The following is a 14,856-nucleotide window of genomic DNA, read 5'->3' on the forward strand; positions in this document are numbered from 1 at the left end:
TAGGACGACGTCCTTTAAGAGATTTATGTTCAGTGGCGTTATCTTGAGCCAGTTGGGCATCATAACTAGCTGATTGAACACGTTTAAGTTCACGATAAATTGTTGAGCGGTGTCGCCCAATGGCTTGAGCAATTTGACTAGCTGTATAGCCCTCATGATAAAGTACTTCTATTTTTGAACGGTCTTCTATGGTAAGATGTTTGTAGCTCATAACAGGTCCTCCGTGTGTGTTTTTGTGGTTACTAACATTTTACACGAACCTGTTATGGGTTTTCTTGTTTGTCGCAATTAATTTTACAATCTATCTTTTATTAATGCGATGACTTTTTATGAAAGTAAGGGAGAGGCGTTAGTGAATGTACCTTTATCATTAACCTATTGTTTGTTATTTATAGGCTTAGGTTATTTATTATTTGCTAGACGTGAAATAAAATGATGCAGGAGGAGCCATGTTATTTTTTGTTTTGATACTGGGGATGAGTCTAGGTTTTGCACTGGCTTATTATTGGTTCAAGCGAGAGTCAAAGTCTCTTCATCAGCAAATCCAAGGGATTCTTCAGGAACCCTATTCGATTCGGCGCTTGACCTTAGATCACGGTAATTTGACATGGGCGAATTTAGTCATTGATTTGAATCGGTTATTGGATTTATACCAAGAGGAGCTAAGCAAGGATCAACAGCAAGCACATGAATTAAGAAGTCAGTTGGCTAGTTTATCTCATGACTTAAGGACTCCTCTAACAGCCATTAGTGGGTATTTGGAATTATTAGACCAACCAGGACTGTCACAAGTAGATCAGCATCGTTACTTGGCAACTATTCAGGAACGAACGCGATTTCTTAATCAGTTGATTCAGTCACTCTTCTTCTTATCCAAGCTAGAGACGGGTGGAGTTACCTATCATCTAGAAGCTGTTCACTTGAATCTTCGACTGGAAGAGGCGCTCGCTGCCTCCTATAAACAGATCATTAACCATGGAATGGATCTGCAAGTGAGTATCGAAGAGACACAAGCAGTGGTTACTGAGTTGGCAGGTGTTGACCGTATTTATGCGAATTTAATTGCAAATTTTATCCAACATGGTCAAGGACGAACTGAGATCAGCCATAAGCAGCAAGCGGGTGCAATCATCACAAGAATTCAAAATCAAGTGAAGGATATAGAAACGCTTGAAGTGGAGAGAATCTTCGAAAAACATTATACGGGATCTGGTAAACGAAATTACAAGAATAGTGGCCTCGGTTTGTCTATTGTCAAAGATTTATGTCAACAACTTGGCCACCAGGTTGAAGCACACATGGAAGCAGATTGTTTTATTGTTGAGATTATTTGGTAAGAAATATCAGAAAGGACGATTAATATGATTATGACGACTACGGGTCAAGTTGATGGAAGACAGATCGTTGATTACCGAGGAATTGTATTTGGAGAAGTAATTACTGGGATTAATATGTTTAAAGATATGGGAGCGGGACTGCGTAATATCTTTGGTGGACGGTCCCAAGGTTACGAGAATGAGCTAACTCTAGCAAGAGAAGAGGCCCTTAAAGAAATGGAACAGCGTGCGTTAGAATTAGGTGCCGATGCCGTAGTAGGCGTCAAGATGGATTATGAAGTATTGGGTGCCGATAACGGGATGTTAATGGTTACTTGTTCAGGGACGGCTGTTGGCTTAACTTAATTTTTAAGCTGGTGATTAGTAGAATCACCAGCTTATTTTGTTTATAGACTTGACAAAATTTTAATAAGATCTATAATGAATATATATTCATATGAAATATAAATCATTTAAGAGGGGGATTATCATGTCTAATAAGCAACACACCCATCACGATCATGAACATAGCCAGGACCATGGTCACGAACATACTCATAGTCACGGCAAAGCACCAGTGATTGCTTATGCCATTGGATTGACACTAGCTATTATAGGTTTAATCTTGCCGGATAGTGTTAATTCGATTAAACCATTCTTGTTTATTACCGCTATGATTTTATCAGGCTATCATGCTGTATTTATTGAAGGCGTATCAGATACAATTAAGCAATCGAAACAATCAGGAACTTTCAGACCCAACTCCCACCTATTGATGGGACTAGCAGCGATAGGTGCCTGCCTATTAGGTGAATATTGGGAAGGAGCCCTCTTGATTTTGATTTTTGCGGGCGCTCACTTCTTGGAAGACTATGCTCAGGGACGGTCTCAGCGTGAGATTTCCAAGTTGATGGAGATGAACCCCAATCAAGCTCGTCTAGTCAAAGACGATGGCAGTATCGAAGTAGTCCCGGTTGAGGATTTACAAGTAGGCGATCAAGTTCAAGTTCTCAACGGAGGTCAAGTACCCATTGATGGTAAGATTCTCTCCGGGAACACCAGTATTGACGAATCTTCAATTAATGGAGAGAGTATTCCCAAGGAAAAGACGGTCGGGGATGAGGTTTTTGCATCAACTATTAATGGAACAGGAACCATTGTTTTAGAAGTCACTAAAGATAATCAAGACACGGTATTTGCTAATATCTTGAAGTTGGTTAACCAGAATAAAAACAATCAAACCATTATTGGTAGCAAAATCAAAAAATATGAGCCGACCTATGTCAATATTGTTTTAGTTGGTGTGATCGCATTTATGTTATTGATGCCGGTCCTATTTGATTGGTCTTGGCAGCAGGCTTTCGATCGTGGCTTGACGATCTTAGTCTCTGCTTCCCCCTGTGCTCTAGCTGCTGCAACGATTTCTGCTTCTTTATCTGCAACCTCTAATCTGGCTAAACATGGTATCTTATCAAAGGGATCACACTTTATATCCCAATTAGCGGAATTGGATGCCATTGCCTTTGATAAGACAGGTACTTTAACTTATGGTAAGCCAGAAGTAACAGATTATTACTTTACTGGTTCAGTTGATGAGACGGAGGTTTTACCGATTGTAGTTTCGATGGAAGCCCAATCCAATCATCCGTTGGCTCGAGCTATAATGAATTATTTTACAGATTATCAAACATTTGATTTAGAAGTTGATAATAAGATCGGTAAGGGCTTGGTGAGTCATTATCAAGGGCATGAATATAGCATTGGTAAGCCAAGTCTCTACCAAGGAGTAGATAAACAAATATCAAGCCGAGCGGACCAATGGTCCAGTGAAGGCAAGACCTCAGTATATGTTGCTCGTGACCAGGAAGTCATTGGGGTGATCTCAATGATGGATCTTCCTAAGGAAAATGCCAAAGAAGCGATTCGCTATTTCAATGAAGCCGGTATTCATACCACCTTGATTTCTGGGGATGCTCAGGGGGCTGCTGAAGCAGTGGGACATCAGTTAGGTCTTCAAGAAGTGATTGCAAATGTCCTACCAGAGGATAAATCTAACTATATCAAGGACCAACAGGATCGTTTTGGTCTAACTGCCATGGTGGGTGATGGAGTTAACGATGCACCCGCTTTAGTGCAAGCGGATATCGGGACAGCGATGGGGCATGGAACGGATGTAGCAGTGGAAGTTTCTGACCTGGTCTTAATGCAGGACGATCTAGGCCACCTGGTGTATGCTCATCAGACTGCTCAAAAGATGAACCGAGTTATATGGCAAAACATTATCTTCGCGTTACTTGTTGTTGTTTTCCTTATTACTGTCAGTTTCTTGGGTCTATCGGATATGGTCTTATCGGTTATTATCCATGAGGGGTCTACCTTAGTAGTAATTGCCAACGGTCTTCGATTATTAAGAAATTAGTTTTTATCCTTCTAGTTAATGATCTATTAACTAGAAGGATTTTCTCTTAGTAAGCTACTGTTCCTGTGAGTCTAATAAAGATGTCTGATTAGACAATTATTAAAATAGGAGTATAATTAATCTGTTGAAACAATTGAATAATTTAGGAGGAATGTTAACATGTCTTATCTTGAAAGAGCGCGTGAATTATTTGAACCGGCGGTAGCTTTCCGTCGTCAGTTACACGAAAATCCGGAAATCGGTTTTGAATTACCGGAAACGGTCAAAGCAGTTAAGGCTAAATTGGATGAGTTTGGCATTGAATATACCATGGTCGGTGACAGCGATGGCATTACTGGAACCCTTGGTGACTCTTCGAAGGGTAAGACATTATTACTTCGTGCGGATATGGATGCCTTGCCAATCACGGAAAAATCCAAGCATGACTTCGTATCCAAAAATGAAAATGGTCACCTTTGTGGCCATGATATGCATACCACAACTTTATTAATGGTTCTAAAAATGTTAAAAGAAAAGGAAGACCAATTAGAAGGAGAAATTCGCTTCCTCTTCCAACCAGCAGAAGAAACACTTAATGGCGGTCGAGTTATGATAGAAGAAGGGTTCCTAGATAAAGCTGCCCCTGATGCTGGGATGGCCTTACATATGTGGCCTGTAGCTGAGAAAGTAGATATTGAAGTGGCTCACAACGAAGCCTTGGCTTCCGCTTTAAACTTCAAGATTACAGTGAAGGGTGTTGGAGCTCACGGTGCCATGCCTCATATGGGGGTTGACCCAGTGTTTGTTGCTAGTCAAATTATCAATGCAGCCAATGGGATCTTGGCCCGTGAATTACCATCTAATCGTGGGGCTTCATTATCAATGGGTAGTTTCCAAGCGCCAGGTGGAGCGATCAATGTTATACCGGACACAGTAATTTTGGAAGGAACTTCTCGTTCACTTTACCCAGATTCAGCTGAACATGTGGCTAAACGTTTACCTGAAATCGTTGAACACATTGGTAAGGCATTTAGAGCCGAAACTGAATTTGAAGTGATGGCCGATGTTCCAGCCTTGATTAACACAGAAGAAATAACAGAGCAAGTACTTGCTTCAGCCAAAGAAGCTATCGGATCAGAATATGAGGTCAAAGAAATTGGTAGCTTCCTAGCTTCCGAAGACTATGCACATATCGCCAGCAAATTACCAGAATCTTGCTACTTCTTCGTTGGTTGTCCATTACCTAACGATAAGGGTGAAACCTTTGCCGTTCACCATCCGGAAGTTCAATTTAATGAAGAAGCCTTAGTGGTTGGATCTGCAACCATGGCAACAGCTGCTACAAACTGGTTGCGTGACAATAAATAAGTAGCTGCCTATTCCACCGCTTTAAATAAAGCGGTGGTTTTATTATTAAATAGAATGAGCAGGTGTCACTTGTAGGTTAGCTTGAATGCTAGTGAGCGAATCGCTTGTGATTAAACCTTATCCTTGCGACAATAAAGGGGAATTAATTTAAAGGAGTGTGTAGTGATGACAACCGTATATCAGAAAGATTATGATTACCCAGTTGAAGCTAATAAATACCGTCTGGTAATCAGTCAAACTTGTCCTTTTGCTCAACGGACAGATATTACTAGAAGTTTATTGGGACTTGAAGAAGTCATCTCATTAGGGGTGACTGGTCCCATTAAGACAGATAAGATTTGGGACTTTTCTCAGGATCCTGAAGGTCAAGATCCAGTCTTAGAAGTTGAATACGTCAGTGAATTATACAAAAATACCAACCCTGACTATGACGGACCTTATTCGGTTCCAGTACTAGTGGATGTTGCCAGTAAGCAGGTCGTTAATCAAGAGTCCTTAGATATTATCAAAGATTTTGCCACCCGCTTTGAACCCTTGCATCAACCTGGAGCTCCAGATCTTTACCCAGAAGACCAACGAGCAGAGATTGATGAATGGTTTAGCCGGATTGGTAGCGAGGTGATGGCTAGTCCTTATGGCGTCTTACGAGCAGAAGACCAGGAGAGTTATGATCAGCACTCAGATACTTTCTTCGGAATTCTAGAAGAAATTGATGAGCGTCTGGCTAGCCAAGAATATTTAATGGGATCATCCTTAACCCTAGCAGATGTGGTCTTATATACACCACTGGTTCGTTTTGAACCTTTATTTTATCCATCATTTGGCTTAAATAAACACCGCTTACAAGATTATCCGAATTTATGGGCTTATTTACAGAAACTCTACCAAATTCCAGCCTTCAAAGATTCCACCCACATTGAGGCGATACGCCAAGGTTCTTATTTAGGTAAGAACGGCCGTGATTATTTTGGACGTGAAGTCCTACCTGCTGGCCCTCAATTAAAAGAGTGGGATGCCTAGAAATGAAAAAAGAGCTCCAAACAAGATTCTCAAAAGAATACTTGTTTGGAGTTCTTTTTATGGATTAATACTGCCCGATAAATTCACGTAGATTCTTATGTAGCTGACTGACTAATTGATCAGGTGCTACTTGCCTGATCTTGGCTAGAGCGTTTATATTCGATCTCATCGCTTGTTGATAGAAACTGACTTCATCTAAGGCTTGGCTGGTATGAGACTGGGCCCAGATGATGGCATCCAGACCATCACTTTCAATCAATAATCGATCACTCGGTGTTTGTTTAGCAACTTGCTGGACGGCGGGATTAGAAGTAATATCCGGACCGACACTTAGGTAGACACCGAAATCAAGATAAGACTTCAAGGTTGTTAAGTTCGAACTGGAAAACCAATGAACATAATAACGGTTGGGGTAGTCATGAATAATGTCTAAGATCAAATCTTCATATCCTTTTGTATGGAGGATCACAGGTTTTTCTAGTTGATGAGCCAGTGCCAATTGCTTGTAAAAACTCCTAAGTTGAACATCCAGATCAAGGTCTGTCCATGGTAAGTCCAGACCGATTTCTCCGATGACATCTGCCTCTTGGAAGTATTCAAGAGGATGTTGGTCAATTTCATCCGCCTCCCAGGGATGGTTGCCGTAGGAGAAGAAGACAGGAGCTTCTGTTTCTTCAAAGAGTGAATGGTTGAGGATCCACTCATTCTTATTTTGACAATTGATGAGGCTCATAATTTGATGGTTAGCTAAGTAATCAGCTAACAAATGACTAGCCCCCAAATGAAGGTGGCTATCACAAATAGGAGTTGGCTTGTAGTTGTTGGTAAATGTCATTACGTAAGGCTCCTTGTCCAGCTATCCATTGTCGGCTCCGCTTGTTGGTATCTATGTTATAGATTCTTTCAACTTGAGCAGGTCGTTGGCTTAACAGGCAGATTCGGTCCGATAAATAGATGGCCTCATCAATATCATGGGTGACGAGAATAGTGGTTCGTGGATAATGATCCAATAGTTCTAATAACCAATCTTGCATCAAGTTACGAGTCATAGCATCCAATGCGCCTAGTGGCTCATCCAAAAGTAAATACTTGGAGGGATTCATTAAGGTTCTTAGAAACGCCACCCGATGTCGCATCCCACCTGATAGTTCATGGGGCATGGCCTCTTTGAACTCTATTAAACCGGCCATCTCAAGCATTTCCATTAATTCACTTTGATCAACAGGAATCTGGTTGATACTCTGGTAGAGGGTGATGTTTTGGCTAACGGTTAACCAGTCCAAGAGCATCGCTTCTTGAGGCATATAAGAGAAGTAAGTATTGAGTGATGTTACTTTTTTGCCATCAACAACTATTTCGCCATTATCCAGGGAAAGTATACCAGCCATAGCCTTCAGGAGACTAGACTTACCCGCTCCAGAAGGTCCTAGGATCGACAGGAATTCTCCTGCTTGAACTTTCAGGTTAATTTGGTCTAATACCAAGCGTCCCCCTAGACTAAGATTGGCTTGCTTTATTTCTACACTCATACTTGACCTCAGTTAAGTAAGTCATTGGTAAACAGAGCCTGGCTGTCGACTTTTTTGTCGATTAATTGATGTTCAAGCATGAAATCAGTATACCCATCCCACACTGAAGCTTCCATCTGTCCCCACTGGTCTGCTTGATCAGTGTAGAGTTTAGAAGCAATTTCTTGGGATTTTAAGATGAAATCACGGTCGTATTCTTTGAGACGGTTAGCCATCAATTCGCCCGCTTCTTGAGGATGAGCCATGGTCTCTTGATAACCTTTCTTGGTGGCTTGGATAAATTTTTTGACCAAGTCGGGATCTTCATCTATTAATTTATCTTGGGCAACAATAATTGGCGTATAATAATTCAAGCGTGGATCAATCGCCTTAAGGGGCATATAATTTAATTCAATGCCGTCCAATTCCGCTTTAACGTTATCCCAAGCTTCAAAGTACCATTGGATATCGTACTGTTTACCTAGTCCGCGTGGTCCTTGCCCGCTGGCTCCAACGATTTTTAGTTGATCTGGGTCAGCACCAGCTAGCTTCATACTCTCTTTCAGTATGGCTTCTTCACTAGGTGATTGCCAACCAGCATAGACCTTTCCTTCAAAATCAGCCGGACTTTGAATGCCACTGTCTTTCAAACTAGCAAAGCCTGATGTGTTCTCCTTCATGATAGTGGCAATAGCTTTAACGCCGATTGTTTCATTGTTGGCGTGGGCGTAGGTTAAGTCCTCTTGGTAGCTGACGCCAAGTTGGGCTTGACCACTAGCTACTGCATTGATACTAGTAAGGTCATTGCCGGGTTCGATAATTTTGAGGTCGATACCTGCTTCTTGATAGTACCCCTTTTCCAAGGCCCAATAGATACCTGTATGGTTGGTATTAGGAACATAATCAAGCATTAGAGTTAAGGTCTGTAACTCTTCAGCTTTAATGAGTCCAGCTGGTAGAAGACACATTAAAATTGTCAAGACAGTTAGAAGTGATAGAAGACGTTTGGGTTTCATTATTAATGACTTCCTTTCAGTAATTGATAATAGAGATACTCCAGACAACGAGCGACCGTATTAAAGGTCAAACTTAAGATTATCACCCAGACAATCGAGGCAAAGACTCGATCAGTAGCAAAGCTGTTCTGCGCCCGAATCATGTAATAACCCAAGCCAGATTCAGCGCTAATCCACTCACCAATAATCGCTCCACCCACACAGTAGGAACTGGCAATCTTCAAGCCTGAGAAGAAACCAACCATACCGTAAGGAATCTTGAGTAAGCGGTAGATATGCCAGTTAGTGGCGCCTAAGGTAGCCAGAAAGCTAACCTGGTCGCTTGAGACTTGCTTCATCCGATCGACAAAGCCAATGACAATCGGGAAGTAGCTTGATAAAACAACTAAGATAATCTTGGGGGTCATCTCAAAGCCAAACCATAAACTTAACAGTGGAGCTAGAACCATGGTTGGTATTGTTTGTGACACGACCAGTAGGGGATAGAGCAAGTGATTAATGGGTTGAAAACGGTCCATCACTAATGCAGTGATAAAGGCCGTCAAGCAAGCAATCGTAAGCCCTATTATAGCTTCCAAACACGTTGTCCAGACATGCTGGTAAAAGCTAGCATCATTAGCCAGTAAGGTTTGGCCCACCTGTCCAGGACCGGGTAAGATATAATCTGGCACTTGTAAGAGTGTCACAGCCACTTGCCAGATTAGTAATAATAAAATTAGACTTAATGCTGTATATAAACTTTTCTTCAAATAAGAGATCCCTCCCAACAAAAAAAGGGTGGAAAGTCTAGGACTCTCCACCACGCGAATTGATTATTTGCTCCCTACAACAGTATTAACTGACAGGTTCGGTGGGTAAAGGCTGCTAACTACCTACTCTCGTGCCGGATACGACATCCCCAGAAATAGACTATTTAATTGTAGGTTCATCATACGCTCTTTCCTCAAAAAAGGCAAGGGAATTATCAAAATGCTCCAAAACATATCGGAAGCTCTATGCTATTATGAGGCTTGTTTTTGTCCGAATGACCAATAATTGATAGCTTCATCTAACAAGTAGTCCTCTGATAAAGCTTGAAGTGAAAACATATTCTTAGGATTATCATTAGGATCATTCAGATAGACAGTCTTATTGACTGGGTCGTACCCTCGAATTACCAAGATATGACCGACAGGTGTAATGTATCCAGGATCAACCGAGGCGACGACAATTTCGCCACGGTCGATAGCCTCTAGGGCTGATTCAAGATCATTGCCGTGGTCCTTGTAGGTGTAATTGAATGCTTTGGCAAAATCAGGGAATATTTGCCAAGAGGTTCCCGCTTCATCTACCCAATAATCATCCTTGCTCCAGTTTAAAATATCAACAGGGGTAGTTTGAGGGTTATTGAAGCCAGCATCTACCATAGCTAGAGAAACCAGGGCACAGCCAGCTAGACGCATATTATCTTCATCTGTTGGACCATAATCTAGCTTAGCCCAACGCGGATCAGATTGTAGCATCAATGGTACATTAATCTGCCGAGCCGACTCCACAACCGGAGTGAACTCCATGGGATGGCTTGGAAAATAGGCATAGCCTAAGTTTTCAATTTTAAGTTTATTTTTTTCGATTTCTTTAACAATTTCTTCTTGGTGGGGAAGAATATCACCTCGGTATTTAGCTGTAGCGACTTTTTGAAGGGTAGCGACCTTGTCAGGATCATTGAAGCTGAATTGTTTGAGGGCTTCTTCATGACTGGGTAGTAGGGGCTCTTCAACAACAGACTCTGCTGAATCTTCAACTACTAATTCTTCTTGAATTGTGGACCGGTTGATATTAGTGAATAACCAAATAATACTACTGGCTGCCAAGACGATCAATGTGACCGACAAGCCAAGTATAAGGTAATTCTTATGCTTTGATTTCATATGGGGCTCCTTATAATTCTAATGAATATTATTATAACAGATGTCAAGAGGCCATAAAATATAAATGTTTTAATTTTTATTGAATAATAATTTGAAAAGACTGGACCATCTTGCTTAAGTTAAGCGGATTCATAGCTATCAGGGTCTGTTCATTTGACTTGAAGTGCGTTATGATAGGTGCGGTATTTTATAGAGTATTGTAATCTTTGACAAGTGAGGCAAAGGATAAATGAATAAACGAATAGTTTTTGGTACTTTGGGTTACATCATGTGGTTGGAGGCCATTCTCCTCTTGGTTCCCATCTTTGTAGGTCTTTATTATCAAGATTCTTCAAGTGTTATCTATTCATTTGTGATAACAATAGGGGTTTTACTAGTAATAGGCTTTTTGTTACGCATGCTGATGCCCCAAAGCCCCCAATATACATTAAAGGAAGGTTTTGCAGTGACCGCCTTGGCTTGGTTTTTATTAGCCTTCTTTGGTGGTCTGCCATTTGTGTTGGCAGGGGAAATTCCTTCTGTGATTGATGCCACTTTCGAAATGGCTTCAGGTTTCACTACGACTGGAGCTAGTATCTTGACTGACGTGGAAGCCTTAAGCCAGTCGATGCTATTTTGGCGGTCTTTTTCCCATTTAATTGGTGGGATGGGTGTTCTCATGTTTGCTTTTGCTATTTTGTCTGAATTAGGGCAAGGTTCGGTTAATATTATGCGCGCAGAAGTTCCAGGTCCAGAATTTGGTAAGTTGTCGGCTAAGAATCGCACAAGTGCACAGATTTTGTATGGTATGTATTTGGTTATGACGCTAGTTTTAATTCTTTTACTAATATGTTCTGGTATGAAGCCATTTGATGCGATTATTCATGCTTTTGGGGCTGCAGGCACAGGGGGTTTTTCAAATAAAGCGCAGAGTGTCGGGGCCTTTAATAATCCGCTAGCTGAATATATCTTAGCAGTGGCAATGGTTATCTTTGGGGTTAACTTTAACTTATATTATTTACTTCTAAAAAAACATTTTCGTAAGGTTTGGGCCAACGAAGAGTTGCGTTTATTTTTAGTGATTGTTGCCTTGTCAACAGGCCTTATTATGATGAACCTGTACCCTGATTACCGATCATTGGAGCATTTGTTCCGTGATGCTTTCTTTACGGTAACGACTATCATCTCTACAACAGGTTATGCGACTGCTGACTTTGGTGCCTGGCCCTTATTTTCACATATTGTCTTGCTAATTATCATGTTTACAGGGGCCATGGCAGGGTCGACAGCAGGAGGTATTAAAGTATCCCGTGTCCTCATCTACTTGAAGACACTCAAGGCAGAAATTCGGCGGTCAGTGAATCCACGCCGGATTATCCCCATTCGAGTGGATGGACAGACACTAGAGCCTAATTACTTGTTGTCAGTCTTTATCTACTTAGCGGTTTACTTATTGATCTTTGTGATGGCAGTCTTACTAGTCTCTGTGTCGCAAAATGACTTTATGACCGCCTTTAGTGCCGTTTCTGCAACTATTAACAATATTGGTCCGGGTATGGGTCTGGTAGGGCCCACTGGGAGTTTTGCCTCCTTTACACCTATTTCCAAAATGGTCTTAACTTTTGTAATGATTGCGGGACGGTTGGAGATATATCCGGTGCTAATGTTATTGATGCCAAGTGTTTGGAAAGAAAGTCATTGAGGTAGAATATGAAAATAGTTATTTGTGGGGCTGGCCAAGTCGGAGAGGCGATTGTTGATTCATTATGGGAATCAACCGACATCACCTTGATCGATCCTAATGAAGAAATTTTGAATAGTAATTATTCCAAGTACGATATTCAAGGAATTATTGGTTCGGCTGTAAGTATCAATGTTTTGCGTGAGGCTGAAGTTGAGTCTGCCGATGTCTTCATTGCAGTTACCAATTCAGATGAAAGTAATATCATAGCCTCGCTCTTAGCCCAGAATCTAGGAGTTGATCATGTCTATGCTCGAGTTAGAGATCCTAAATATTATGAGGATATTCAATTTCTGAAGGAGTCCTTGGGCGTCGCTGAGATTATTAATCCTGAACAAGATGCCGCAACCTTGATTCGTCAAATTCTTCGTTTCCCTTCAGCTAATAGTATTGACAAGCTACTTAAACGCCGCGCGCAATTAGTGGAGATTACCGTTGACAAGAATAGTCCTTTGGCTAATCGATCACTAGTGGATTTGACCGATATTTTTGATGGTAGGGTCCTAGTTTGTGCTATTGAGCGTGATTCAGAGGTCATTATTCCCCAAGGGACTGATCACATTCAAGTGGATGACAATGTCTTTGTGACAGGTATGCCGGATGACTTGAAGAATTTCTATAAGAAAATAAGAGCCAATAGCCGACCATGCCGGCGAATTCTTATTATTGGTGGCGGTAATATTAGTCATTATTTGCTAGCCCAGCTCAATCAACCCCGCATGACCGTCAAATTGATTGAACGTGATCACCAGCGGGCTATTAAAATAGCTGAAGCTTATCCAAATGTTGAAGTAATCCATGGTGATGAGACTGACCAGGATTTATTGATTGAAGAAGGTCTTGAAACCTATGATGCAGTAGTTAGCTTATCTCTAGCTGATGAAGAGAATATACTTATTTCATTATTCGCCCATTCACAAAAAGTTAGAAAAGTCATTGCTAAGGTGGACCGCCCATACTTACTCAAGCCGATTGCTCATATGGGACTTGAGAGCTTAATTACACCTAAACACCTGGTGTCTGAGCGGATTATCCGTAAAGTTAGGAGCTTGATAGCTACTAAGGATTCTGCCGTTGAGAACTTGCATAAGATCGTAGGAGGAGCAGCTGAGGCCTTGGAATTTAAGGTGCTCCGGGAGTCACCGATTACCAACCGGCCTCTCAAAGACTTACAACTTAAAGATCACACCCTAATGGCAGGGATCCTGCGTCAAGATCAATTGATCTTTCCAGGGGGCGAGGATCAAATCTTAGTCGGAGACACCGTAGTTATTGTCACCAAGCAGAAAGCGGTACACGATATTAATCAACTGATTGCCTAATCAGCAAAAAACTTGCTAATCAAAAACATTTCGATTAGCCTTAGATGAGTAAGGAGTGAGACCGTAAAATGAAATTTATTTCGTGGAATATTGATTCGCTAAATGCGGCCTTGACTAGTGATTCTAATCGGGCCCAATTATCTAGACAGGTACTTGAGACTATCAACCATTATCAACCGGATATTATTGCTATTCAAGAGACCAAGTTGTCTAGCAAGGGTCCGACTAAGAAACATCAAGAGCATCTCGCCTCTTGGTTCAGTGATTATGACTATGCTTGGGTCTCTTCCAGAGAACCGGCTCGTAAGGGGTATGCAGGTAATATGGTTCTGTACCGTAAAGGCTTAGATCCACTTGTTAGCCTTCCTGAGATTGGGGCCCCTTCCACCATGGATGCAGAAGGGCGGATTATTACCCTGGAATTTCCTGACTTCTACTTCACCCAAGTGTATACCCCCAATGCAGGTAATGCCTTGGCCCGCTTAGAAGATCGTCAACTATGGGATATCAAATATGCCGATTACTTAGAGTCCTTAGACAAGGTGAAACCAGTGGTTGCTACAGGGGACTTTAATGTTGCTCACCATGAAATTGACCTAGCTCATCCTGAATCTAATCGTCGTTCTGCTGGATTTACAGATGAAGAACGGCATGGCTTTACTCAGCTATTAGCTAGAGGTTTCACGGATACCTTCCGCCACCTACACGGAGACGTAGAAGGACGCTATACTTGGTGGGCTCAACGAGTGAAGACCAGCAAAATTAATAATTCTGGTTGGAGAATTGATTATTTCTTAGTCAGTGATCGAATCAAGGACCAGGTGGTCGAATCAGATATGATCGATTCAGGAACTAGACAGGATCATACACCGATCTTATTGGAAATAGAGCCGTTATAATGGCTAGCTAGAAGCCTAAAAAAGATCCTTCAACCCTGAACCGCGGCTGATGTGACCCCCAAAAGTTGGAGTTTATAATTGAATACTTAGGCAACGTATTGAGTGTCCTGTTTTCGGTAATCAACTGGAGATAGGCCACTCAATTTTTGTTTAACTCGCTTGTGATTATAGTAGTGAATATAATTATTGATTCTTTTCTCGAGTTCGTCAAATGAGACTCTTTCTTCTCCATAGTACATTTCTTGCTTAAGTAGACCGAAGAAATTTTCCATGGCTGCGTTATCTAAGCAATTTCCCTTGCGGGACATACTCTGATATATCTTATTATCCTTTAATTTATCAGTCCATTGCCAATTTTGATAATGAAACCCCTGATCAC

15 protein-coding genes are annotated in these 14,856 nt (G+C 41.4%); 8 read left to right on the forward strand and 7 right to left on the reverse strand.

The features are described from left to right. Positions 1-211 (reverse strand): helix-turn-helix domain-containing protein (locus T408_RS0108360; protein WP_028119259.1); only part of this gene is annotated, 211 nt, incomplete at its 3' end. Positions 212-449: 238 nt separating this feature from the next. Between T408_RS0108360 and T408_RS11295 the strand changes: the two genes are divergently transcribed. From T408_RS11295 to T408_RS0108385, 5 genes are all read left to right on the forward strand, one after another. Beyond that, a complete protein-coding gene (locus tag T408_RS11295; RefSeq protein WP_051444855.1) occupies positions 450-1,337 on the forward strand; it encodes a sensor histidine kinase in 888 nt (295 codons plus the stop codon). Positions 1,338-1,361: 24 nt separating this feature from the next. Next, positions 1,362-1,682, forward strand: coding sequence for a putative heavy metal-binding protein (locus T408_RS0108370; protein WP_028119527.1), 321 nt, complete (start codon positions 1,362-1,364; stop codon positions 1,680-1,682). 124 nt (positions 1,683-1,806) lie between these two features. Further along, positions 1,807-3,735, forward strand: a complete 1,929-nt coding sequence (locus T408_RS0108375; RefSeq protein WP_028119528.1) for a heavy metal translocating P-type ATPase — start codon at positions 1,807-1,809, stop codon at positions 3,733-3,735. Between the two features lie 159 nt (positions 3,736-3,894). Further along, positions 3,895-5,082, forward strand: a complete 1,188-nt coding sequence (locus T408_RS0108380) for a M20 metallopeptidase family protein (protein ID WP_028119529.1) — start codon at positions 3,895-3,897, stop codon at positions 5,080-5,082. Between the two features lie 165 nt (positions 5,083-5,247). Then, the gene (locus T408_RS0108385; protein ID WP_035420474.1) at positions 5,248-6,102 is read left to right on the forward strand and encodes a glutathione S-transferase C-terminal domain-containing protein; all 855 of its coding nucleotides are present in this window, start codon (positions 5,248-5,250) and stop codon (positions 6,100-6,102) included. Between the two features lie 64 nt (positions 6,103-6,166). Here the strand turns inward: T408_RS0108385 and T408_RS0108390 are convergent, their stop codons facing one another. The 5 genes from T408_RS0108390 to T408_RS11845 all read right to left on the reverse strand — a co-directional run bounded on the left by T408_RS0108390 (position 6,167) and on the right by T408_RS11845 (position 10,536). Then, positions 6,167-6,937, reverse strand: coding sequence for a TatD family hydrolase (locus T408_RS0108390; RefSeq protein ID WP_028119531.1), 771 nt, complete (start codon positions 6,935-6,937; stop codon positions 6,167-6,169). Continuing rightward, the gene (locus tag T408_RS0108395; RefSeq protein WP_028119532.1) at positions 6,897-7,631 is read right to left on the reverse strand and encodes an ABC transporter ATP-binding protein; all 735 of its coding nucleotides are present in this window, start codon (positions 7,629-7,631) and stop codon (positions 6,897-6,899) included. The genes T408_RS0108390 and T408_RS0108395 overlap by 41 nt, the downstream gene beginning before the upstream one ends. An 8-nt stretch (positions 7,632-7,639) precedes the next feature. Beyond that, entirely contained in the window at positions 7,640-8,626 is a 987-nt protein-coding gene (locus T408_RS0108400; RefSeq protein ID WP_028119533.1) for an ABC transporter substrate-binding protein, read from the reverse strand. Positions 8,627-8,628: 2 nt separating this feature from the next. Next, positions 8,629-9,375 (reverse strand): ABC transporter permease, encoded by a 747-nt coding sequence (locus T408_RS0108405; RefSeq protein WP_028119534.1) that lies wholly within the window; start codon positions 9,373-9,375, stop codon positions 8,629-8,631. 252 nt (positions 9,376-9,627) lie between these two features. Next, positions 9,628-10,536 (reverse strand): C39 family peptidase, encoded by a 909-nt coding sequence (locus T408_RS11845; protein WP_051444856.1) that lies wholly within the window; start codon positions 10,534-10,536, stop codon positions 9,628-9,630. A 229-nt stretch (positions 10,537-10,765) separates the two neighbouring features. On the opposite strand from T408_RS11845, the gene T408_RS0108415 reads away from it, so the two are divergent. The 3 genes from T408_RS0108415 (at position 10,766) to T408_RS0108425 (ending at position 14,477) form a co-directional block, all read left to right on the forward strand. Next, positions 10,766-12,217, forward strand: a complete 1,452-nt coding sequence (locus T408_RS0108415) for a TrkH family potassium uptake protein (protein WP_028119535.1) — start codon at positions 10,766-10,768, stop codon at positions 12,215-12,217. A gap of 8 nt (positions 12,218-12,225) precedes the next feature. Continuing rightward, positions 12,226-13,578 (forward strand): Trk system potassium transporter TrkA, encoded by a 1,353-nt coding sequence (trkA, locus tag T408_RS0108420; protein WP_028119536.1) that lies wholly within the window; start codon positions 12,226-12,228, stop codon positions 13,576-13,578. Between the two features lie 68 nt (positions 13,579-13,646). Continuing rightward, on the forward strand, positions 13,647-14,477 hold the full coding sequence (locus T408_RS0108425) for an exodeoxyribonuclease III (RefSeq protein ID WP_028119537.1): 831 nt from the start codon (positions 13,647-13,649) through the stop codon (positions 14,475-14,477). 86 nt (positions 14,478-14,563) lie between these two features. Here T408_RS0108425 and T408_RS0108430 read toward each other — a convergent pair. Next, positions 14,564-14,856: IS3 family transposase (locus tag T408_RS0108430; RefSeq protein ID WP_028118987.1), on the reverse strand; the 293-nt coding region annotated here is incomplete at its 5' end.

It is taken from the genome of Hutsoniella sourekii ATCC 700629, assembly GCF_000518205.1.
Lineage (GTDB): Bacteria > Bacillota > Bacilli > Lactobacillales > Aerococcaceae > Hutsoniella > Hutsoniella sourekii.

Excerpts from the sequence above, each read along its gene's own strand:
- T408_RS0108385 (WP_035420474.1), top strand. The coding sequence starts at position 5,248 with ATGACAACCGTATATCAGAAAGATTATGATTACCCAGTTGAAGCTAAT.
- T408_RS0108390 (WP_028119531.1), bottom strand. The coding sequence starts at position 6,937 with ATGACATTTACCAACAACTACAAGCCAACTCCTATTTGTGATAGCCAC.
- T408_RS0108380 (WP_028119529.1), top strand. The coding sequence starts at position 3,895 with ATGTCTTATCTTGAAAGAGCGCGTGAATTATTTGAACCGGCGGTAGCT.
- T408_RS0108395 (WP_028119532.1), bottom strand. The coding sequence starts at position 7,631 with ATGAGTGTAGAAATAAAGCAAGCCAATCTTAGTCTAGGGGGACGCTTG.
- T408_RS0108370 (WP_028119527.1), top strand. The coding sequence starts at position 1,362 with ATGATTATGACGACTACGGGTCAAGTTGATGGAAGACAGATCGTTGAT.
- T408_RS0108415 (WP_028119535.1), top strand. The coding sequence starts at position 10,766 with ATGAATAAACGAATAGTTTTTGGTACTTTGGGTTACATCATGTGGTTG.
- T408_RS11295 (WP_051444855.1), top strand. The coding sequence starts at position 450 with ATGTTATTTTTTGTTTTGATACTGGGGATGAGTCTAGGTTTTGCACTG.
- T408_RS0108400 (WP_028119533.1), bottom strand. The coding sequence starts at position 8,626 with ATGAAACCCAAACGTCTTCTATCACTTCTAACTGTCTTGACAATTTTA.
- T408_RS11845 (WP_051444856.1), bottom strand. The coding sequence starts at position 10,536 with ATGAAATCAAAGCATAAGAATTACCTTATACTTGGCTTGTCGGTCACA.
- trkA (WP_028119536.1), top strand. The coding sequence starts at position 12,226 with ATGAAAATAGTTATTTGTGGGGCTGGCCAAGTCGGAGAGGCGATTGTT.
- T408_RS0108375 (WP_028119528.1), top strand. The coding sequence starts at position 1,807 with ATGTCTAATAAGCAACACACCCATCACGATCATGAACATAGCCAGGAC.
- T408_RS0108425 (WP_028119537.1), top strand. The coding sequence starts at position 13,647 with ATGAAATTTATTTCGTGGAATATTGATTCGCTAAATGCGGCCTTGACT.